Annotated in this window: 21 protein-coding genes; 13 read left to right on the top strand and 8 right to left on the bottom strand. The window is 43.1% G+C overall.

The window, feature by feature from the left end:
* Window positions 1–124: 124 nt before the first annotated feature.
* Complete coding sequence (gene uvrA / locus BLS64_RS07625) at window positions 125–2,914, bottom strand: excinuclease ABC subunit UvrA (protein WP_093112894.1); 2,790 nt, start codon at window positions 2,912–2,914, stop codon at window positions 125–127.
* Window positions 2,915–3,160: 246 nt separating this feature from the next.
* Here uvrA and BLS64_RS07620 point away from each other — a divergent pair, with 246 nt between their 5' ends.
* Together BLS64_RS07620 and BLS64_RS15195 are read left to right on the top strand one after the other, a co-directional pair.
* Window positions 3,161–3,745 carry an RNA polymerase sigma factor gene (locus BLS64_RS07620; protein ID WP_093112893.1) on the top strand — a complete coding sequence of 195 codons (585 nt, stop codon included), beginning with the start codon at window positions 3,161–3,163 and terminating at the stop codon, window positions 3,743–3,745.
* Between the two features lie 52 nt (window positions 3,746–3,797).
* The gene (locus BLS64_RS15195) at window positions 3,798–3,941 is read left to right on the top strand and encodes a hypothetical protein (protein ID WP_176763446.1); all 144 of its coding nucleotides are present in this window, start codon (window positions 3,798–3,800) and stop codon (window positions 3,939–3,941) included.
* A 15-nt stretch (window positions 3,942–3,956) separates the two neighbouring features.
* Here BLS64_RS15195 and BLS64_RS07615 read toward each other — a convergent pair whose 3' ends face one another.
* Window positions 3,957–4,619, bottom strand: a complete 663-nt coding sequence (locus tag BLS64_RS07615; protein WP_093112892.1) for an endonuclease III domain-containing protein — start codon at window positions 4,617–4,619, stop codon at window positions 3,957–3,959.
* A 31-nt stretch (window positions 4,620–4,650) separates the two neighbouring features.
* Here BLS64_RS07615 and bcp point away from each other — a divergent pair, with 31 nt between their 5' ends.
* Window positions 4,651–5,100 carry a thioredoxin-dependent thiol peroxidase gene (bcp, locus tag BLS64_RS07610; RefSeq protein WP_093112891.1) on the top strand — a complete coding sequence of 150 codons (450 nt, stop codon included), beginning with the start codon at window positions 4,651–4,653 and terminating at the stop codon, window positions 5,098–5,100.
* On the opposite strand, the gene BLS64_RS07605 is transcribed toward bcp, so the two are convergent.
* The 6 genes from BLS64_RS07605 to porX all read right to left on the bottom strand — a co-directional run bounded on the left by BLS64_RS07605 (window position 5,097) and on the right by porX (window position 9,688).
* Entirely contained in the window at window positions 5,097–5,471 is a 375-nt protein-coding gene (locus tag BLS64_RS07605; RefSeq protein WP_093112890.1) for a DUF4258 domain-containing protein, read from the bottom strand. The genes bcp and BLS64_RS07605 overlap by 4 nt on opposite strands.
* A gap of 6 nt (window positions 5,472–5,477) precedes the next feature.
* Window positions 5,478–6,677, bottom strand: a complete 1,200-nt coding sequence (locus tag BLS64_RS07600) for an alanine dehydrogenase (RefSeq protein WP_093112889.1) — start codon at window positions 6,675–6,677, stop codon at window positions 5,478–5,480.
* Window positions 6,678–6,730: 53 nt separating this feature from the next.
* Window positions 6,731–7,300 (bottom strand): hypothetical protein, encoded by a 570-nt coding sequence (locus tag BLS64_RS07595; RefSeq protein ID WP_245693391.1) that lies wholly within the window; start codon window positions 7,298–7,300, stop codon window positions 6,731–6,733.
* Entirely contained in the window at window positions 7,263–7,406 is a 144-nt protein-coding gene (locus BLS64_RS15190) for a hypothetical protein (protein WP_176763445.1), read from the bottom strand. Before BLS64_RS15190 ends, BLS64_RS07595 begins: the two co-directional genes overlap by 38 nt.
* Window positions 7,407–7,684: 278 nt before the next feature.
* Entirely contained in the window at window positions 7,685–8,089 is a 405-nt protein-coding gene (gene tsaE / locus BLS64_RS07590; protein WP_093112888.1) for a tRNA (adenosine(37)-N6)-threonylcarbamoyltransferase complex ATPase subunit type 1 TsaE, read from the bottom strand.
* Between the two features lie 48 nt (window positions 8,090–8,137).
* Window positions 8,138–9,688 carry a T9SS response regulator signal transducer PorX gene (gene porX, locus BLS64_RS07585; RefSeq protein WP_093112887.1) on the bottom strand — a complete coding sequence of 517 codons (1,551 nt, stop codon included), beginning with the start codon at window positions 9,686–9,688 and terminating at the stop codon, window positions 8,138–8,140.
* Window positions 9,689–9,729: 41 nt separating this feature from the next.
* Here porX and BLS64_RS07580 point away from each other — a divergent pair, with 41 nt between their 5' ends.
* The 10 genes from BLS64_RS07580 to BLS64_RS07535 all read left to right on the top strand — a co-directional run bounded on the left by BLS64_RS07580 (window position 9,730) and on the right by BLS64_RS07535 (window position 20,103).
* Entirely contained in the window at window positions 9,730–10,959 is a 1,230-nt protein-coding gene (locus BLS64_RS07580) for an HD domain-containing protein (protein ID WP_093112886.1), read from the top strand.
* A 24-nt stretch (window positions 10,960–10,983) separates the two neighbouring features.
* Window positions 10,984–12,012 carry a UDP-3-O-(3-hydroxymyristoyl)glucosamine N-acyltransferase gene (gene lpxD, locus BLS64_RS07575; protein WP_093112885.1) on the top strand — a complete coding sequence of 343 codons (1,029 nt, stop codon included), beginning with the start codon at window positions 10,984–10,986 and terminating at the stop codon, window positions 12,010–12,012.
* The gene (locus tag BLS64_RS07570) at window positions 12,005–13,393 is read left to right on the top strand and encodes a bifunctional UDP-3-O-[3-hydroxymyristoyl] N-acetylglucosamine deacetylase/3-hydroxyacyl-ACP dehydratase (RefSeq protein WP_093112884.1); all 1,389 of its coding nucleotides are present in this window, start codon (window positions 12,005–12,007) and stop codon (window positions 13,391–13,393) included. Before lpxD ends, BLS64_RS07570 begins: the two co-directional genes overlap by 8 nt.
* Window positions 13,394–13,398: 5 nt before the next feature.
* Window positions 13,399–14,184, top strand: a complete 786-nt coding sequence (gene lpxA, locus BLS64_RS07565) for an acyl-ACP--UDP-N-acetylglucosamine O-acyltransferase (protein ID WP_093112883.1) — start codon at window positions 13,399–13,401, stop codon at window positions 14,182–14,184.
* A gap of 10 nt (window positions 14,185–14,194) precedes the next feature.
* The gene (gene efp / locus BLS64_RS07560) at window positions 14,195–14,761 is read left to right on the top strand and encodes an elongation factor P (RefSeq protein ID WP_093112882.1); all 567 of its coding nucleotides are present in this window, start codon (window positions 14,195–14,197) and stop codon (window positions 14,759–14,761) included.
* A 55-nt stretch (window positions 14,762–14,816) separates the two neighbouring features.
* Window positions 14,817–15,749 carry a UDP-3-O-(3-hydroxymyristoyl)glucosamine N-acyltransferase gene (locus BLS64_RS07555; RefSeq protein WP_093112881.1) on the top strand — a complete coding sequence of 311 codons (933 nt, stop codon included), beginning with the start codon at window positions 14,817–14,819 and terminating at the stop codon, window positions 15,747–15,749.
* A gap of 1 nt (window position 15,750) precedes the next feature.
* Complete coding sequence (locus BLS64_RS07550) at window positions 15,751–16,161, top strand: nuclear transport factor 2 family protein (protein ID WP_093112880.1); 411 nt, start codon at window positions 15,751–15,753, stop codon at window positions 16,159–16,161.
* Between the two features lie 64 nt (window positions 16,162–16,225).
* Window positions 16,226–17,098: a succinate--CoA ligase subunit alpha gene (gene sucD / locus BLS64_RS07545; protein WP_093112879.1), complete on the top strand. Its 873-nt coding sequence runs from the start codon at window positions 16,226–16,228 to the stop codon at window positions 17,096–17,098.
* 145 nt (window positions 17,099–17,243) lie between these two features.
* Window positions 17,244–17,990 (top strand): 3-oxoacyl-[acyl-carrier-protein] reductase, encoded by a 747-nt coding sequence (gene fabG, locus BLS64_RS07540; protein WP_093112878.1) that lies wholly within the window; start codon window positions 17,244–17,246, stop codon window positions 17,988–17,990.
* 82 nt (window positions 17,991–18,072) lie between these two features.
* The gene (locus BLS64_RS07535) at window positions 18,073–20,103 is read left to right on the top strand and encodes a vWA domain-containing protein (RefSeq protein WP_093112877.1); all 2,031 of its coding nucleotides are present in this window, start codon (window positions 18,073–18,075) and stop codon (window positions 20,101–20,103) included.
* The last annotated feature ends 11 nt before the right edge of the window (window positions 20,104–20,114 follow it).

The following is a 20,114-nucleotide window of genomic DNA, read 5'->3' as shown; positions in this document are numbered from 1 at the left end:
CGGGGTTCTCAAACTAACCAACCAAAAAATTATTAATTACAACTTAAATTATGTATAACTTAATCTTGCAACTTGATCAAAATAATTCAAAGGTTGTGCCAAAAGTTTAAAAGCGGTTTTATTTTTAAAGTTTCTCTTTGAGGAAAGGAGCCGTATAGGAATCAGGGATTTCGGCGACTTCTTCGGGAGTCCCGAATCCAACCAGCTTTCCGCCGGCTTCGCCGCCTTCTGGGCCAAGATCTATCACATGATCTGCACACTTCACCAGGTCCATGTTATGTTCGATCACAATAACCGAATGGCCCTTCTTAAGAAGTGCATTGAAAGATTTCAGCAGCTTCTGAATATCATGAAAATGCAATCCGGTAGTAGGTTCGTCAAAAATGAACAATGCCTTTTCCTTTGTGGTTCCTTTAACCAGGAAGGAAGCCAGTTTTATCCGCTGTGCTTCCCCGCCCGAAAGAGTAGAGGAGCTCTGCCCCAACTGCACATATCCCAGTCCCACATCCTGCAAAGGCTTCAGTTTTGAAGTGATCTTATCTTCGCCGTATGCTTTGAAAAAGTCCACGGCATCATCTATGGTCATATTCAGGATGTCGTCTATGTTCTTGTCGGCAAAAGTGACTTCCAGGATCTCTTTTTTGAACCTTTTTCCGTTACAGGTCTCGCAAACCAGGTGAACATCGGCCATGAACTGCATCTCGATGGTTACTTCGCCTTCTCCCTTACAGGTTTCACACCGCCCGCCGTCTACATTGAATGAAAAATGCTTGGGTTTATACCCACGGATGTTGCTGAGCTTCTGATTTGAAAACAGGTTCCTGATATCATCATAGGCTTTGATATATGTGACCGGATTTGACCTGGAGGAACGGCCAATTGGATTTTGATCTACAAATTCAACCGAAGCAATGTTGCTGAAACTGCCCTCGATCCCCGTGAATTGCCCAGCTTTCTCGCCATAGCCACCCACTTCTTTAAGCATGGCTGGGTACAGGATCCTTTTGACAAGGGTACTTTTTCCGCTCCCGGAAACTCCCGTAACTGCCGTAAAAACCCCAAGAGGAAAACGCACATCAATATTTTTAAGATTGTTCTCGCGGGCCCCTATGATATCCACATAATATTTCGAAGTTCTTCGTTTTTCCGGAACTTCGATCTGTAGCGAATTGTTCAGGTATTTAGCGGTAAGGGAGTCAGACACAAGAATGTCTTCAAAAGTTCCGGCGGCAACGACCTCTCCACCGTTTGTTCCGGCTTCGGGGCCAATGTCAATGATCTCATCGGCCGCCTTCATGATGTCCTCGTCGTGTTCCACCACGATCACTGTATTGCCCAAATCTCGCAAGGATTGCAATACTCCGATCAATTTTTGAGTATCCCGTGGATGCAATCCTATTGAAGGTTCATCCAGGATGTACATAGAGCCCACGAGGCTGCTCCCAAGAGAAGTAGCCAGGTTAATACGCTGTGACTCCCCACCCGAAAGCGTGTTCGATTTTCGGTTCAGGGTGAGGTATTCGAGGCCTACCCGGGTCAAAAAATGCAAACGGTTCTGAATTTCGGTAAGCAATCTTTTGGCTATGGCCGCATCATATTCATTCAGCTTAAGTTCATCAAAGAATTGAGCCACTTTATTGATAGGCATTTCCACCAGTTCGGTGATCGTAGCGCCACCTATTTTCACATAATTGGCTTCTGGCCTTAATCTTTTTCCTTTGCAAATAGGGCAGCGGGTCTTTCCGCGGTAACGGGATAGCATCACCCGGTTCTGGATCTTATATGCCTTGGATTCCAGGAAAGCGAAAAATTCATTCAGTCCTTCAAAATATTGGTTTCCGTTCCAGATAAGATCTTTTTGTTCCTGGGTAAGGTCGTAATAAGGTTTATGTATCGGAAAATTGAATTTATGACTGTTGTTTACCAGTTGGTCGCGGTACCAGCTCATGCTCTCGCCGCGCCACGGAAAAATGGCGTTTTCATAAACAGAGAGGGCGGTGTTGGGGATCACCAGGTCTTCATCTATGCCGATAACATCCCCGTAACCTTCACATTTTGGACAGGCGCCATACGGATTGTTGAAACTGAAGAGGTGCACGTTCGGCTCCAGAAAGCTCATGCCATCCAGCTCAAACTTATTGCTGAACTGTCTTACTTTTCCGTCTGCAAGTGTTTCTATAAAAAGTTCTCCCTTTCCTTCAAAAAAGGCGGTTTGTACAGCATCGGCAAGGCGGTTCAGAAAATCTTCATCCTCTGTTTTGGTCACGATCCTGTCAACAACCAGGAAAAGATCTTTTTTTCCGACTTTAGACAGATCGGCTTCATCTATCCTAAGCACATCTTTGCCGGTTTTGATACGGCTGTATCCCTGCTGGAGCAGTACTTTGAGTTTCTCTTCGGCTGTACGGCTTTCCTCTACATGAACGGGAGCCAGGAGCAGCATTTTTGAACCTTCAGGAAAAGACTTCACATAATCCACCACATCGGTAACCGTATCTTTCTTCACCTCCTCACCCGAAACAGGGGAGTAGGTCCTGCCAATGCGGGCGAAAAGCAATTTCAGGTAATCATATATTTCCGTAGAAGTACCCACCGTAGACCGGGGGTTGGTGGAATTTACCTTTTGTTCTATGGCAATGGCCGGCGCGATCCCTTTTATGGAGTCTACCTGCGGCTTGTTCAGCCTTCCGAGGAACTGTCGGGCATATGATGACAAACTCTCCACGTATCGACGCTGACCTTCAGCATATAAAGTGTCAAAGGCGAGGGAGGATTTCCCGGAGCCGGAAAGGCCGGTTAGCACTACCAGCTTGTTCCGCGGAATGATCGCGTTGATGTTCTTAAGGTTGTGGAGCTTGGCTCCCTTTATGATTATATTTTGTTTTGGATCTACATTAGAAACGTCTACTATCATGGTCTAAATCTATGTAAGAATGCAAAGATACTTAAAGTCATTCTTTTGAACAGGCGGTTTTAGAACAGAGTAACTTATTGTAAATAAGCCTGTTAAAAATATTAACCTTTTATTTGTTTATGTGAAAATTTTCCTTTTATATTTGTGTATAAGCACTTCAAAATTTTTTGCCTATAGCATAAAGTTACTTTTAACCATTAACTAACCTCCAGGCCCACCCCAACAGCCTGACTAAAAGTAACTCTTATGGAACACATTGAGGCAAATGATGCTTTTCTGGTGAAAAGCTACATTGATGGAAATGAGCAATCCCTTTCCATTTTGATCAACCGGCACCAACACAGAATTTACAGTTTTATCTTTTCCAAGGTCTTTGACAAAGATGTTGCCGAAGATATCTTTCAGGATACCTTTATCAAGGTTATAAGGACCTTAAAGAGGGGGAAATACAATGAAGAAGGCAAATTCTTGCCCTGGGTAATGCGGATCGCTCACAACCTGGTGATCGATCATTTCAGAAAGAACAAAAGAATGCCCAAGTTCGAGAACAGCGGCGATTTCAACATTTTTTCAGTCTTGAGCGATTCAGGCCTTAACGCGGAAAAACAGATCATTAAAGATCAGATCGAGAACGACGTAAAGGAGTTGATCAAAGAACTTCCCGAAGACCAGCTGGAAGTGCTGGTGATGAGGATCTATAAGAATATGAGCTTTAAGGAAATTTCAGAAAGAACAGGAGTGAGCATCAATACAGCGTTAGGCAGAATGCGGTATGCACTCATTAATTTGCGTAAGGTGATAGACAAACATAACCTGGTGCTTACCAACTAAACAATAAACTTTTTTTTTTGCCGTTATTCAATTGAAACCAAAACAAGTGATAATGGCAAAACTTTACTCCGCTTCTCCTGAAAAGGTGACAAAAATGACCCCAAAAAAGGAAACCATTGATTTTCTTTTGAACTATTCAAAAGCTTTGAAGGTAGAGACCTATAACAAAATGCCTTTCGAAAGTATTTTGAACTAACACAACAAGACCCGGTTAACGCCGGGTCTTCTTTTTATGATATTCGTTCAGAACTGTCTTTCTTCCGATGGTTTTCGTGATGATATCTTTCTCTAGGTCCCAGCCGCGGGCAGGAGAATATTCCCTGCCATACCAAATGATCTGCAGGTGAAGCTCATTCCAAAGTTCCTTCGGAAATAACCTTTTTGCATCCTTTTCGGTCTGTACCACGTTTTTGCCATTCGAGAGGTTCCACCTGTACATTAGCCTGTGAATATGTGTGTCAACCGGAAAAGCGGGTACATCAAAAGCCTGAGACATGACCACGCTGGCGGTCTTATGACCCACGGCAGGTAATTCTTCAAGGGCATCAATATCGGCCGGCACCTTTCCGTCATGTTTTTCTATCAGGATCTTTGAAAGTCCGTGAATTCCTTTGGATTTCATAGGGGAAAGCCCAACAGGTTTAATGATCTCCCTTATCTCTTCCACGGAAAGTTTCACCATGGCATAAGGATTATCTGCTTTGGCAAAAAGCAGTGGGGTGATCTGGTTGACCTTCACATCGGTGCTTTGTGCCGAAAGCAAAACGGCTATGAGAAGAGTATAGGGGTCTTTGTGGTCTAAGGGAATTGGAACGTGTGGGTAGATCTCATTTAAAGTGTCTATAACGAATTGAACTTTTTCCTGCTTGGTCATTTTATGTAACTTTGAGACAAAAGTAAGTATTATGACGACATTAAAGGTAGGGGATAAGGCCCCTGAATTTTCAGCAAAAGATCAGGACGGAAATGTTCACAGCCTGAAAGATTATAAAGGAAAGAAACTGGTGGTCTTCTTTTACCCAAAAGCCAGCACTCCAGGGTGTACGGCCGAGGCATGCAATCTGCGGGATAACTGGGAGAAATTCCAGGCTGAAGGTTATGAGATCCTGGGTGTAAGCGCCGACTCGCAAAAAAGGCAACAGAATTTCAAGCAAAAATATGAGCTGCCTTTCCCTTTATTGGCCGATGAGGACAAGGAGGTCATCAATGCCTTCGGAGTTTGGGGTCCAAAGAAATTCATGGGAAAGGAGTACGAGGGGATCCACCGTACTACATTTGTCATAGATGAGGAAGGGAAGATCTTTGACGTTATTTCAAAAGTAAAGACCAAAGAGCACGCTTCACAGATCCTTTAATTCACGACATCTACTTTTTGCAGGGTTGCAACACTGTCGCAGTTCTCAAAAAGCAGTTCCAGGTTGTGGATCTGACTTCGGCCGGTAACCAGATAGGTTTTACACGAATCGAGTTTGGTGTTGCTTCGGCTGAAGTCAACATCTCCTTTTTTAAGAATAGTAGAAATATCGGAAGTGTCGACCTGATACATTTCCATTCTTTCAAGGGCTTGTTCAGTGTAAGCCCTTTCTTTTATCCTGATATTTTTAAGCACCCGGGCATCGGGAGTATAGTCGCAGGATGTTTTCTTTCCGCTTAAAAAGAAAGCAAGTATAACAAGACCAATGGAAAATCCTCCAAGGTAGTAACCAAGACGGTGAATGAATTTCATGTAGATTTAAAAAATGAGCAAGTTGATATCTCTATAAGAAAGATCAAACCAATCTGCTATAGATTTGTTGGTTAAAATTCCGTGGTAAAAGTACAAACCATTTCGTAAACCTTTATCAAATCTCAGGGTATTTTCAAGTCCGCCCTGTTCAGCGATGTGCAGCAGGTAAGGAGTGAAGATGTTGCTTATCGAAAGCGAAGAGGTGCGGGCATATCTCGCCGGGATATTAGGTACGCAATAATGTACCACCCCGTGCTTTACAAAGGTTGGCTTTTCGTGAGTCGTCACTTCACTGCTCTCGAAACAACCGCCCATGTCAATGCTCACGTCAATGATCACGGCCCCTTTTTTCATGTTTTCAACCATGGTCTCTGTAACAAGAACGGGCGACCGGTTTTGTCCCCTTACTGCGCCAATGGCCACATCACATCGTTTTAATGCCTTGATGAGGTTCTTGGGCTGCACTGTCGAAGTATGTAATGGCCGACTTAGATTAGCCTGTACGGCTCTAAGTCGGGTAAGGGAATTGTCGAATATTTTAATGTTAGCGCCAAGTCCGAGTGCAGAGCGTGCCGCGAATTCTCCAACTGTTCCGGCTCCTAAAATGACCACTTCAATGGGTGGTACCCCGCTGATGTTCCCGAACATGAGTCCGTTTCCTGCCGGATTGTTGCTCATGATCTCTGAAGCGATAAGAATGGAAGCTGTTCCTGCTATTTCGCTAAGGGCTCGGACAGCAGGATAGGTGCCGTCATCGTCTTTGATAAATTCAAAAGCCAGGGCCGTAATGCGTTTGGCAGCAAGTTTTTGAAAATAGGATTTTTTCTGGGTCTTTAATTGCAGGGCAGAAATTATGGTCGTCTGCGGGTTGATCATTTCGAGTTCGGCAAGAGTTGCCGGCTCAACCTTAAGGATCATTGGGCAGGAAAAGACTTTTTTAGTGTCGGCTGTTATTTTGGCTCCTGCTTCAGAATAATCTTTATCGCTGAACTTAGCGCCGTCTCCGGCCCCGGCTTCTATGATCACCCTGTGTCCGTGAGCTGTGAGAGCTGCAACGGCATCGGGGCTAAGGCATACCCTTTTTTCCTGGTAAGCATTCTCCTTTGGGATACCAATGAACAACTGACCTTTATGCTTATAAACCTCCAGGGTCTCTTCCTGAGGGATCAATTGTTCCTTGGTGAAAGGGGAAACGTGCTCGGTCATAATTTTGGAATAACAGAAATTAAATTACGACTTTTTTTGACAGATACACAAAATCATAACTTCACGTAGTAGTCTTCCCTTATCTCGTCCTCTGGTTTTGTTTCTTGCTGGAAAGATTTAATCTCTTTATAATCTTTATCTGACAATGGTGAGAAAGGGGAAAGATTTTCCCGTTCTATCTCGCTGAGGTCTATTCCGTAGATACGGTCAAAGATTTTGATTCTGATTAAATAAACAAGTGAAAGAATAATGATAAAGGCAGGAGCTAAGTATATTAATTGATTTGTGTCAATAACAACTCCACCTAAATATAAATCTTCATATAAAGCTGAGGCTAACTGGTAAGAATACATTATAATTGGTACAAGAATGGCATGATACCACCAGTGTTTGCAGGTAAAGAACCAGATCAATAGGAGGAGAAGTGGAGTAAGTTTTCCGAGGAATGTCCAAGCAGCTGTCAGAACGTTTTCATAGTACTTACTCTCGTATGTAAAAAAAGAATTTTCCCAAACAGGACCGCTTGGGAAAATTTCGTATAAATAAAATAAATATGGTGAAAAAGCTATACAAATAGCAATTATACTACCCGTTAGTAGGAACTTTGATCGTTCTTGTGTCAACGGCTTGTTTTTTGATCTCATTTTTGTTGTCATTATCCTGGTTGGAAGTTACAAATAAAGTGGCTCCAAAAATAGATACTGCGAATAAGATAGCTTTGATTTTCATGATTATGTTTTTTAAAGGTTGTGTTTCGTTTTGTTTACTGAAGCAAACCTATAAAAAACTAATCCGCTAATAATTAATACATTATTCGTACTTTTGCGCCCTTTTTGAAAGAAAAATCTTCCTTTTCTTAAAATATTATATTAAATCAAAAATAGTTAAAAAAAAATGTTTTTTCGATAATCTACTGCTCTCATCCTCATTTCTTGAGGAAATCTATAGAATTTGAAGGATAAATCTTACACCGCCTTTCCAGATGATCAAGAAAAATTATTTTTAAATTAACAAAACTTTAACATTCTTTCCTCGGAATCCAATGTTATGATCTGCACTTTTTGGTACTCCTCTTCAATAAAATTCTGAATTTTTTCAGGCCATTCTATCAAATTCCAGGCATTGCTTTCCAGATATTCCTCAAATCCCAAATCCCAGGCTTCAGATTCGTCCTTGATCCTATAAAAATCAAAATGGTTAACCGTACCGTTCTCTGTCTCGTAAACGTTCACCAAAGAGAACGTGGGACTTGAACCGGCATCTTCTGCTCCCAGAATTTTAAGGATAGAATTGATCAAAGTTGTCTTTCCTGCACCCATTTCGCCATAGAACAGGATGGTTTTGCTACGCGAATTTTGCAGAAGTTCCTTCGCAACTGCGTCAATTTCAGACAGAAGGTAAGTTCTTTCCATTGAAGACTTATATATAGATTTGGGATTGTAAATATATATAAAATAGTGTTAACGAGGAGATAAGACCGTGAATGGAATGATCATTTCCTCCATAGACACCCCTCCGTGCTGAAAAGTGTTCCTGTAATAGCTCACATAATGATTGTAATTATTAGGATAGGCAAAGAACAGATCCCCCTTGGCGAAAATAAAAGAACTACTCATATTAATAGTAGGAAGATGAATGGTCTTAGGATTGGGCGCAGCCAAAACATCCTTATCTTCATAGGTAAGGCTTTTTCCTGTTTTATATCTTAGGTTTAAACTGGTTTGTTTATCTCCAATAACCTTGGATGGGTTCTTCACGTTGATGGTTCCATGGTCTGTGGTGAGGATAAGCTTAAACCCTAAATTCTGTGCCTGCTGAATGATCTCCAGTAATGGTGAGTTCTTGAACCAGCTTTGAGTAAGGGACCTGTAAGATTTATTTGTAGAGGCGAGTTCCTTGATCACTTCCATTTCGGTCTTGGAGTGAGAGAGCATGTCCACAAAATTGTAGACCACCACGGTAAGATCGTTCTCCTTCTGACTTCTAAAGTTTTCTACCAGTTTCTTCCCGGCCTTTAAGCTGCTTATCTTATGATACTCATGTTTGATGTCAACTCCCAGTCTTTTTAACTGTGCCTGCAGAAAATCATCTTCATGCAGGTTCTTTCCGCCTTCATCTGTATCGTTTTTCCAAAACTGCGGATAAAGTTTTTCCATATCACTAGGCATCAATCCGGAGAAAATAGCGTTCCTGGCATATTGGGTTGCAGTAGGCAGGATGCTGTAAAAAGGTATTTCTGACTCCTTCTTATAATAGTTGTTGATCACCGGTTCAAATGCTTTCCACTGATCATATCTCATATTATCTATAACCACGAGCAGGGTGGGTTGCTCTTTGCTGAGTTCAGGGATAATCTTTTCCTTAAATAAGGTATGGGACATTACCGGGGAATCTGCATTTTTCTCGAACCACTTGGGGTAGTTCTTGTCAATGAACTTGCAGAACTGGGAATTCGCTTCGGTCTTTTGGGATTCCAGGATCTCGAACATTCCTGTATCCTCGATGTTTTCCAGCTCCAGTTCCCAATAGATCAATTTCTGATATAATTCTGCCCAACCTTCAAAAGAATTGATCATGGCCATGTCCATGGCGATCTTTCGGAATTCCTGCTGATAGCTGGAAGTGGTCTTTTCTGAAACCAACCTCGAGTGATCAAGGTTCTTTTTAATGCTTAGCAGGATCTGGTTCGGGTTTACGGGTTTTATAAGGTAATCTGCGATCTTGGAACCGATGGCTTCTTCCATAATATACTCCTCTTCACTCTTCGTTATCATCACCACCGGCACGTTGGCCTGCTTTTCTTTGATCTCGGCAAGGGTTTCCAGACCGGTAAGTCCGGGCATATTTTCATCAAGAAAAATGATGTCGAAATTTTCCTTTTCCACCTCCTCCAAGGCTTCGGTTCCGCTCTGGCAGGTAGAGACCTGGTAGTTCTTTCCTTCCAGGAATAATATGTGGGGCTTTAACAGGTCGATCTCATCATCTACCCATAGTATTTTGATGTCGTTCATATATGTATCTTTGTTCAGATTAATAATTTAAAAAAAATCGCTTGATCTCCAGAAACAAACTCAAGATCCTTAATGATCCAATTTACGGATTTATCACCATACCTAACGAGCTGGTGTTCGATATCATCGAACACAGGTACTTTCAAAGATTACGCCGAATTTCCCAAATGGGGTTGTCCTACCTGGTCTATCCCGGGGCGCATCACACCCGTTTTCACCATGCTTTAGGATGTATGCATCTAATGCAAAAGGCCATTAGTGTGCTAAGGTTAAAGGGAGTGGAGATCTCTGAGGAAGAGGCAGAAGCCCTGCAAATCGCTATTTTACTGCACGATATTGGGCATGGACCTTATTCGCATGCCATGGAGCATAGTATTGTGGAAGGGGTGAGTCACGAAACCATTTCCTCCTTATTTATGAAGGAAATGAACGAAAAATTTAACCAAAGATTAACTTTAGCGATAGAGATATTCAGTGGCAGGTATGAACGCAAGTTCATGTGTCAGTTGATCTCCAGTCAGCTGGATATGGACAGGCTGGACTACCTGAAAAGGGACAGTTTCTACACAGGTGTGGCAGAAGGCAACATCAACAGTGAGCGTCTCATCAGCATGCTTACCGTAGTGGACAATGAACTGATGGTAGAGGAAAAGGGCATCTATTCCGTAGAAAAGTTCCTGCTGGCCCGTCGCCTCATGTACTGGCAGGTGTACCTGCACAAGACCGGGGTCGTGGCAGAGCAGTTATTGATAAGGGTGTTGAAAAGGGCAAAAGAACTGGTGGATGAAGGAAAACAGCTTTACGGCAGTACTGCCCTGCAATATTTTCTGTCCAGGCAGATCACTGCTGAAAATTTTTCTAAGGAAACCCTTCGGGTGTTTTCACAGCTGGATGATTACGATATACTTTCGGCCATGAAGGAATGGGTGCATAATGAGGATTTTGTACTTAGAAACCTGAGTGAAATGATCATCAATCGGGACCTTCTAAAGATCAAACTGAAGAAGAGGCCTATTAAAAAGGATAAACTTCAGAAGCATATCGAAAAATTAAAGGAGCGACATGATATTTCCGAAGAAGAGGCGCGTTACTTCGTATTTTCCGGAGAGATCTCCAACCTCGCCTATAAAAAGGAGGATGAGAAGATACATGTATTGTATAAGAGCGGAAAAGTGACAGATGTGGTAAAGGCTTCAGATCATTTCAATCTCAAGGCCCTGTCCAAACCCGTGACCAAATTTTATATCTGCTACCCGAAACAGAAAGATTAATCCATTTTTTTTACTTTTGCCAGAATGAAATTCACAGCAGAGCAAATAGCAGGTATATTAGAAGGTGACATTGTGGGAGATCCCAATGTAGGGGTCGATAAGTTGTCAAAGATCGAAGAAGGGACAGAAGGAGCGATCACTTTTTTAGCCAATCCTAAATATACATCCTATATATATTCTACAAAGGCTTCCATTACTATAGTTAGCAAGAGTTTTGAGCCGGAGGATGATCTTTCTACCACACTAATTAAGGTAGACGATCCTTATAAAGCATTTTCGAAGCTTCTGGAATATTATAATCAGGTGAAATTGAACAAATCGGGAATTGAAAACCCGAGTTATATTTCAGAAACCGCTAGCTATGGCGAAAACCTGTACCTGGGCGCGTTTTCCTATTTGGGAGATAATGTTAAGCTAGGGGATAATGTAAAGATCTACCCGAACGCATTTATTGGAGACAATGTACAGATAGGGGATAATGTGATGATCTTTCCGGGCGCCAAGATCTATTCGGAGACCGTGATAGGTAACAACTGTGTGATCCACGGGGGAGCCATAGTGGGAGCAGACGGGTTTGGTTTTTCGCCAGACCAGCAGGGAGTCTATTCGAAGGTGCCGCAGATAGGAAATGTGATCATTGAAGATCATGTTGATGTTGGAGCGGGAACGACCATAGATCGTGCTACCCTTGGTTCTACCATAATAAGAAAAGGGGTCAAACTAGATAACCAGATCCAGATCGCCCATAATGTTGAAGTGGGAGAACATACTGCCATCGCAGCTCAAACCGGGGTTGCAGGTTCTTCCAAGATAGGAAAGAATTGCCTTATTGGCGGGCAGGTAGGAATCGCAGGGCACATCCAGATAGGGGACCGGGTGAAGATCCAGGCCCAGTCAGGAATTGGAAGAAATATCAAGGATGATGAAGTGATCCAGGGTTCTCCGGCCTTTGGATACAATGACTGGAACAAAGCTTACGTACATTTTAGGAATTTACCGAAGATAGAAGATCGCTTAACCCAACTAGAAAAAAAAATATCGGATAATGGCTAAACAACAAACCATTCGCAAAGAAGTTTCCTTAAAGGGAGTAGGGCTTCACACCGGAAAAGAGGTGACACTTACCTTTAAACCTGCTCCCAACAACAGCGGGTACACATTTGTAAGAACAGACCTTGAAGGGCATCCGGCTATTGAGGCCGATGTGGCTTACGTGGTGAACACCCAGAGGGGAACCAACCTTGAAAAAGATGGAGTTAGTATCCAGACCAGTGAACACGTTTTGGCAGCCTGCGTTGGGCTGGAGATCGACAACCTGATCATAGAGCTCGATGCAGCAGAACCTCCCATCATGGACGGTTCTTCCAAATTCTTTGTGGAAGCACTTGAAGAGGCCGGTATTGAAGAGCAGGAGTGTGATCGCGAAGAATACGTGGTCAAGGAAGTGATCAAGTATACTAATGAGGAAACAGGAAGTGAGATCCTGGTGATGCCTGCAGACGAATACCAGGTGACCACCATGGTTGATTTTGAGACCAAAGTGCTGGGAACTCAAAATGCTTCTCTACATAAAATATCCGATTTTAAGACTGAAATTGCCGATTCCCGCACTTTCAGCTTTCTTCATGAACTGGAAACCTTATTGGAGCATGGACTTATAAAAGGAGGAGATCTCAACAACGCCATTGTTTATGTAGACAAAGAGCTTAGTCCTGACACCATGGAAAAGTTGAGGGGAGCTTTTAAAAAAGACAATATTTCCGTAAAACCAAACGGGATCCTTGATAATCTAACTTTGCACCATCCTAATGAAGCGGCACGTCACAAGTTGCTTGACGTAATTGGAGATCTTGCCTTAATAGGTACCCGAATTCGCGGAAAGGTGATCGCCAACAAACCCGGCCATTTTGTAAACACTGAGTTTGCTAAAAAACTGTCCAAGATCATTAAGGCCGAAAAAAGAAACAATATTCCTCATTATGATCTTGAAAAAGAGCCTTTAATGGACATCAACGAGATCATGAACATATTGCCGCACCGTCCGCCATTCGTGCTGGTCGACAAGATCATTGAGCTTACCGAAGACACTGTGGTAGGCGTGAAAAATGTCACTATGAACGAACCTTTCTTCGTAGGGCATTTCCCAGGTAAACCGGTTATGCCGGGAGTTCTTCAGGTGGAGGCGATGGCCCAGACCGGAGGAATTCTTGCGTTAAAATCTGTTCCAGATCCTGAGAACTACCTTACTTTCTTCATGAAGATCGACAATGTGAAGTTCAAACGCCAGGTAGTTCCCGGAGATACTCTGATCTTCAAACTTGAGCTAATGGCTCCAATAAGAAGAGGAATATGTCAGATGCAGGCTTATGCCTATGCAAACGGTAAGCTGGTTACCGAAGCCATTTTAATGGCACAAATCGTAAAACAAAAATAAATACTATGAATCAACCCTTAGCATACGTACATCCCGGTGCCAAGATTGCAAAAAATGTGGTGATTGAGCCCTTTACCACAATCCATAACAATGTGGTGATAGGAGAGGGTACCTGGATAGGATCGAATGTGACGATTATGGAAGGGGCACGAATTGGAAAAAATTGTAATATTTTTCCGGGAGCCGTTATTTCTGCTATCCCTCAGGATAAAAAATTTAATGACGAAGACACAACTACAGAGATCGGCGACAATACTACGATCAGGGAATGTGTGACCATCAATCGTGGTACTACAGATCGTATGACAACCAAGATCGGGAAGAACTGCTGGATCATGGCTTATTGCCACATAGCGCATGATTGTGTGGTTGGCGATAACTGTATCTTCTCAAACAACAGTACCCTTGCAGGCCACATCAATGTGGGTGACCACGTGGTACTGGCAGGAATGGCTGCCATTCAGCAATTTTGCAGCATAGGTAGCCACGCTTTCGTGACCGGCGGGTCATTGGTGCGTAAAGACGTGCCTCCCTTCGTTAAGGCCGGGCGTGAGCCGCTTTCATATGTAGGTGTAAATTCCATCGGGTTGCGAAGAAGAGGTTTTTCTACAGAAAAGATCCGTGAGATACAGGATATTTACCGAATCCTTTATCAAAAGAATTACAACAATTCCCAGGCAGTAGCCATCATTGAAGCTGAAATGGAAGCTACTCCCGAAAGAGACGATATTTTAGAATTTATCAAGAATTCCCAACGAGGGATCATGAAAGGATATTTTAGTTCAAATTAATTAAGAGATAATGGCAAGTACAAGTGATATTAGAAACGGTCTTTGCATTCGTTACAACCACGATATTTACAAGATCATTGAATTCTTACACGTAAAGCCGGGAAAAGGTCCTGCTTTTGTTCGTACCAAACTTAAAAGCGTTACCACCGGAAAGGTGATCGACAACACTTTTTCTGCAGGTCACAAGATCGACGATGTAAGGGTAGAAACCCACAAATTCCAGTTCTTATATAATGATGGGGAATTCTATCATTTTATGAATACTGAAGATTACACCCAGATCAGACTTACCGAAAGCGCTTTGGACGCTCCGGGTCTTTTAAAAGAAGGAGAAGTGGTGACCATTTTGATCAATACCGAAGATCAAATGCCGCTTTCTGTGGAGATGCCTGCAAGTGTGATCCTGGAAGTGACCCATACAGAGCCGGGAGTGAAAGGTAACACCGCTACAAACGCCACCAAACCTGCTACTGTTGAAACAGGGGCAGAGGTCAACGTTCCTTTGTTCATCAATGAAGGCGACAAGATCAAGATCGAGACGGAAAAAGGCACATATAAAGAAAGGATCAAGGAGTAAAGAAAAGGGCATTGAAAAATGCCTTTTTTCATGCTTTTTAATTTTACGGCAATAAATGAAGTTTCCTCAAAAATATACGCTTGAGCAGATCGCTACTATTATTTCTTCGGAATTTGTGGGAGCTGCCGATTTTCCCGTCTACGGAATGAACGAGATCCATGTGGTGACACCGGGAGATATCGTGTTTGTAGACCATCCGAAGTATTATGACAAGGCTTTGAATTCGGCTGCGACCGTGGTCCTCATCAACAAGAAAGTAGACTGTCCGGAAGGGAAGGCGCTGCTTATTTCAGATGATCCCTTCAGGGATTTCAACAAGCTTACTAAATACTTCAAACCTTTTGAAAAGGCTTCCGAAGCAATAGCTGCTTCCGCAGAAATAGGAGAAGGTACCGTGCTGCAGCCCAACGTTTTTGTGGGGAACAATGTGAAGATAGGGAAGAACTGTCTTATCCACTCCAACGTGAGTTTGTATGACAATACGGTTATAGGGAACAATGTGATCATCCACGCGGGAACCGTGTTGGGCGGGGACGCTTTCTACTACAAGAACCGCCCTGAAGGTTTTGATAAGTTGATCTCCGGCGGAAGAGTGGTCGTTAAAGACGACGTGGAAATAGGTGCAAATTGTACCATTGACAAAGGCGTGACCGGCGATACTACAATTGGGAAGGGTACGAAGCTGGATAACCTGATCCAGGTGGGGCACGATACCGTAATTGGTGAAAAATGTCTTATCGCCTCACAGGTAGGGATCGCAGGTGCGGTGGTCATTGAAGATGAAGTAACTGTTTGGGGACAGGTTGGATTCCGCAGCGGAATTACCGTAAAAAAAGGCGGCGTCATGATGGGCCAGGCCGGGATCACGAAATCTACCAAAGAAAATACTATCTATACCGGCAACCCGGCGATGGAATCAAGAGCAAAACTCAAAGAGTTGGCACTTTTACGGCAATTGCCTAAATTGATCCAAAATTTAAAAGGTTGATATGAGCTTAGAAGCAAAAGAATGCGTTGAAAAGTTTTACACGTCAGATTTTTACAAAAACCCGGAAACCATCAAGGATTACCTTCATCCCGATGCCCAGTTGTTTTGGAACAGCAGTGCAGGTTTCCATAAGTTGAAGTATCAGGAGATCTGTGACATGTCTAAGGAACTTACCAGGTCTTTTGAGTCGCTAAGAGCAGATATCAGTCACCTGTTGGACGATAACGATACCATCACCATCAGGTTTACCTATCACGTGAGAACAATTGAGAATCCCGATGAAGAACTTCCCATGGCCCATTTCATCGCCATTTGGGAAATGAGGGACGGGAAAATGTTCAAGGGGCACCAAATAAGTCAGCAGGCCGATGACAGCCCTGAAAATCTCGATTCTTTCCTCCCAATTAATTAGAAAATACCTATAGGTTTTCCTTAATAAAAACCTATTTTTGTAACACAAAATTCAAAAATCAACTATGAGCGTTTTAGTTAATAAAGATTCGAAAATAATTGTTCAGGGATTTACCGGAAGTGAAGGTACTTTTCATGCCGGACAAATGATAGAATACGGAACAAACGTAGTAGGTGGGGTGACTCCTGGAAAAGGTGGTCAAAAACACCTTGATAAGCCTGTTTTCAATACTGTGGAAGATGCAGTAAAAGAAACCGGTGCCGATGTTTCCATCATTTTCGTTCCGCCGGCTTTCGCTGCCGATGCTATCATGGAAGCTGCCAACGCAGGGATCAAGGTGATCATCACTATTACTGAAGGAATTCCAGTAGCCGATATGATCAAGGCTACAGATTATATTAAAGATAAAGACTGCCGTTTGGTTGGACCTAACTGTCCAGGGGTGATCACTCCAGAAGAAGCTAAAGTTGGGATCATGCCAGGTTTCGTTTTCAAAAAAGGTAAAGTAGGGATCGTTTCTAAATCAGGAACCCTTACTTATGAAGCGGCAGACCAGGTTGTAAAACAAGGTTTGGGAATTACAACAGCCATTGGCATTGGAGGAGATCCAATCATTGGGACCACTACCAAGGAAGCTGTAGAGTTGTTGATGAACGATGACGAAACAGAATGTATCGTAATGATCGGTGAGATAGGTGGACAACTGGAAGCCGATGCCGCAAAATGGATCAAAGAAAACGGTAACAGAAAACCTGTTGTAGGCTTCATCGCCGGTGAAACTGCGCCAAAAGGTAGAACCATGGGTCACGCCGGAGCTATTGTTGGTGGAAGCGACGATACTGCCGAAGCTAAAAAAGCCATCATGCGCGAGTGTGGGATCAACGTGGTTGATTCTCCTGCAGAGATCGGTAAAAAAGTAAAAGAAGTGATGGGTTAATTTAAACCCTGTTCTATAAATAAAAACCTCTGTGGGTCTGCGATCAAAAGATCGGGAACTTCCGGAGGTTTTTTCATTGTAAAACTCCTGTTTTAGTATATTTGATCTTAAAATAAACCTGACCAGGAAAACAGAATCCTACATTATGAAATTACTAGAAGGAAAAAACGCCATTATTACCGGTGCCAGCAGAGGGATTGGTAAAGGTATCGCAGAAGTATATGCCAAACATGGAGCCAATGTGGCTTTTACATACAGCTCGTCTGTAGAGGCGGCCAATGAGCTTGAAAAAGAACTTCAGCAATTGGGAGTAAAGGCTAAAGGATATAAATCTAACGCGGCCGATTTTGAAGAAGCCCAGGATTTGGTGAAGAACGTGGTTGAAGATTTCGGAAGCATAGATATTCTGGTGAACAACGCCGGTATTACTAAAGACAATCTTTTGATGCGCATGAGCGAGGAAGATTTTGACAAGGTGATAGAGGTGAACCTAAAATCTATTTTCAACATGACCAAGGCGGTACAACGCACTATGCTTAAGCAGCGCCACGGAAGCATCATCAACATGAGCAGTGTGGTGGGAGTCAAAGGAAATGCGGGGCAGGCGAATTACGCTGCTTCCAAGGCCGGAATGATAGGCTTCTCCAAGTCTATGGCTTTGGAATTAGGTTCCAGGAACATCAGGACCAACGTCATCGCTCCCGGATTCATTGAAACCGAAATGACCGGAAAGCTTGACGAGAAAGTTGTGGAAGGCTGGAGAGAGGCTATTCCTTTGAAAAGAGGAGGTACGCCCGAAGATATAGCCAATGCCTGTGTCTTCTTTGGAAGCGACCTGAGCGCCTATGTTACCGGCCAGGTGCTGAACGTTGACGGGGGAATGCTAACCTAAGATACATTTACCGCCTTTGCTTTTGTAAAGGCGGTTTTTTTTATGGCATTTTTTCAGGATATTAGTCTTTTACAACATCCTGATGCCGTTAACTACTGTTTTACTGATCACGCTCGCGTTTTTGACTGCCCTGGCACTGGCAGCTTTTCAGTATTTTTACAAGGCCAAAGGAAGCCGCCTTCAAAATACAATTTTTGCGGCGCTTCGATTCATCACGTACTTTTCAGTTTTTTTACTGCTCATCAATCCAAAGATCAGAAACACTGACTACTATACAGAAAAACCCCGGCTCATCCTGGCGGTAGATAATTCCGCTTCTATTTCCCATTTTGAAAAAGCAGGAGAGGTTCGAAATTTCGTAGATGATCTTAGCAATGATCCAGAACTTCAGGAACGCTTTGACCTGAATGTCTATGGCTTCGGAAAAGAGCTTGAACAGGCATCAGAATTCGATTTTTCAGGAGATCAATCCAACATATCCGGTGCATTGAAGGAACTAGAGCCTTTGACCGAAGGATCCACTGCACCTACCATCCTCATTACCGACGGAAATCAGACTTACGGAGAAGACCTTTTATATTCTGCCGGGAAGTACGGGCAACCCCTGTACCCGGTGGCGGTGGGAGACACCACTTCTTACAGGGACCTAGCGGTCTCACGGGTGAATGTGAACCGGTATGCCTTCAGAAACAATCGATTTCCGGTGGAAATAATGGTGAGATACGTGGGTGAGGGTGATGTGAACACGGAGGTTGAGATCACCTCAGGGCAGAGTACAGTATTTTCCAAGAGCCTTAGCTTAGGCAAAAATGAAAATTCAGCAGTGATATTGGCCGAACTGCCTGCTTCTTCGGTAGGAGTGCATACTTATTCAGTTAAACTGAAACCATTTTCCGAAGAAAAGAATGTTCAGAACAACCAACAGGATTTTGCCATTGAGGTGATCGATGAACGCTCTTCCATTTTGTTGATGTATGAAACCCTGCATCCCGATCTTGGAGCCATAAAGAAGACCATTGAATCCAATGAACAGCGGGAGGTTATCCTAAAAAATGCTTCGGAAGGAGTTGCTGACCTGGAAAAGTTTCAGCTGGTGATCCTTTATCAGCCTGAAAACCGAATGATCCCTATAATGGATCAGCTTCAGGAGAAGAAAAAGAATCACTGGATCATGACCGGCCCTCAAACCAACTGGCGAAGCCTGAATGAGCAGCAGGAACTTTTTCGGCAGGAGATAACGGGGCAGACCGAAGAATTTCTTCCTATTTTTAATCCCAATTTCAGTCTTTTCCAGGTTGAGGACATTGGCTTTTCAAAAATGCCACCATTGCTGGGGAGTTTTGGAAGCCTTTCTTCCGAAGACATTAATGAGATTCTGCTTTTCAAAGAAGTGCAGGGAGTTGAAACAACTGAGCCATTGCTAGCCATTTCTGAAGATAAGGACTTCAAAAGGGCGTTTTTGTTCGGTGCCGATATCTGGAAGTGGCGCAGTGCTTCCTATCTTGAAAATGGGAATTTTGAGGACTTTGACAGCTTCTTCGGAAAACTGGTGCAGTTCCTTTCTTCGGGTAGCCGCAAAGAACGCCTTACAGTTTCTTATGAAAATCTGTACCAGGGAACTGAGGAACTGCTGATCTCGGCCAGGTATTTTGATCGCAACTATGTTTTTGACAGTGAGGCAAAGCTCAGCCTTCGGCTTAAGCCCAAGAGTGGAGAGGAGCGCGAAATACCTTTTTTACTGCGGAACAATAACTATGAGGTTGATCTTGGCAACCTGCCCCCGGGACAGTATGATTTTACAGTGAAAGTGGCGGGTGAAGACCTTAGAAGATCGGGAACGTTCAGGTTGTTATCCTTTGATGTGGAGGAGCAGTTCAGCGGTGCCAACACAGAAAATTTGAAAGCTGTTGCAGCAAAAAAGGATCAGCAGCTGTACTTTTTGAATAAACCTGAAGTGCTAAAAGAACAGCTTTTGTCATCTAAAACATACCTGCCGGTACAGAAAAGCCGTGAAAACAACGTACCTTTGATCGACTGGTATTATTTGCTGGGAATCATCATTCTTGCCTTGAGCGGGGAATGGTTCCTTAGAAAATATTACGGGTATATTTAAAATTTATAACT

It is taken from the genome of Salinimicrobium catena (genome assembly GCF_900102915.1).
Classification (GTDB): domain Bacteria; phylum Bacteroidota; class Bacteroidia; order Flavobacteriales; family Flavobacteriaceae; genus Salinimicrobium; species Salinimicrobium catena.
This window is presented reverse-complemented; position numbering and strand designations above follow the sequence as displayed.

Excerpts from the sequence above, each read along its gene's own strand:
- BLS64_RS07555 (WP_093112881.1), top strand. The coding sequence starts at position 14,817 with ATGAAGTTTCCTCAAAAATATACGCTTGAGCAGATCGCTACTATTATT.
- BLS64_RS15195 (WP_176763446.1), top strand. The coding sequence starts at position 3,798 with ATGGCAAAACTTTACTCCGCTTCTCCTGAAAAGGTGACAAAAATGACC.
- fabG (WP_093112878.1), top strand. The coding sequence starts at position 17,244 with ATGAAATTACTAGAAGGAAAAAACGCCATTATTACCGGTGCCAGCAGA.
- sucD (WP_093112879.1), top strand. The coding sequence starts at position 16,226 with ATGAGCGTTTTAGTTAATAAAGATTCGAAAATAATTGTTCAGGGATTT.
- BLS64_RS07600 (WP_093112889.1), bottom strand. The coding sequence starts at position 6,677 with ATGACCGAGCACGTTTCCCCTTTCACCAAGGAACAATTGATCCCTCAG.
- BLS64_RS07605 (WP_093112890.1), bottom strand. The coding sequence starts at position 5,471 with ATGAAATTCATTCACCGTCTTGGTTACTACCTTGGAGGATTTTCCATT.
- BLS64_RS15190 (WP_176763445.1), bottom strand. The coding sequence starts at position 7,406 with ATGAAAATCAAAGCTATCTTATTCGCAGTATCTATTTTTGGAGCCACT.
- bcp (WP_093112891.1), top strand. The coding sequence starts at position 4,651 with ATGACGACATTAAAGGTAGGGGATAAGGCCCCTGAATTTTCAGCAAAA.
- BLS64_RS07615 (WP_093112892.1), bottom strand. The coding sequence starts at position 4,619 with ATGACCAAGCAGGAAAAAGTTCAATTCGTTATAGACACTTTAAATGAG.
- uvrA (WP_093112894.1), bottom strand. The coding sequence starts at position 2,914 with ATGATAGTAGACGTTTCTAATGTAGATCCAAAACAAAATATAATCATA.
- lpxD (WP_093112885.1), top strand. The coding sequence starts at position 10,984 with ATGAAATTCACAGCAGAGCAAATAGCAGGTATATTAGAAGGTGACATT.
- porX (WP_093112887.1), bottom strand. The coding sequence starts at position 9,688 with ATGAACGACATCAAAATACTATGGGTAGATGATGAGATCGACCTGTTA.
- BLS64_RS07535 (WP_093112877.1), top strand. The coding sequence starts at position 18,073 with ATGCCGTTAACTACTGTTTTACTGATCACGCTCGCGTTTTTGACTGCC.
- lpxA (WP_093112883.1), top strand. The coding sequence starts at position 13,399 with ATGAATCAACCCTTAGCATACGTACATCCCGGTGCCAAGATTGCAAAA.
- BLS64_RS07620 (WP_093112893.1), top strand. The coding sequence starts at position 3,161 with ATGGAACACATTGAGGCAAATGATGCTTTTCTGGTGAAAAGCTACATT.
- efp (WP_093112882.1), top strand. The coding sequence starts at position 14,195 with ATGGCAAGTACAAGTGATATTAGAAACGGTCTTTGCATTCGTTACAAC.
- tsaE (WP_093112888.1), bottom strand. The coding sequence starts at position 8,089 with ATGGAAAGAACTTACCTTCTGTCTGAAATTGACGCAGTTGCGAAGGAA.
- BLS64_RS07550 (WP_093112880.1), top strand. The coding sequence starts at position 15,751 with ATGAGCTTAGAAGCAAAAGAATGCGTTGAAAAGTTTTACACGTCAGAT.
- BLS64_RS07570 (WP_093112884.1), top strand. The coding sequence starts at position 12,005 with ATGGCTAAACAACAAACCATTCGCAAAGAAGTTTCCTTAAAGGGAGTA.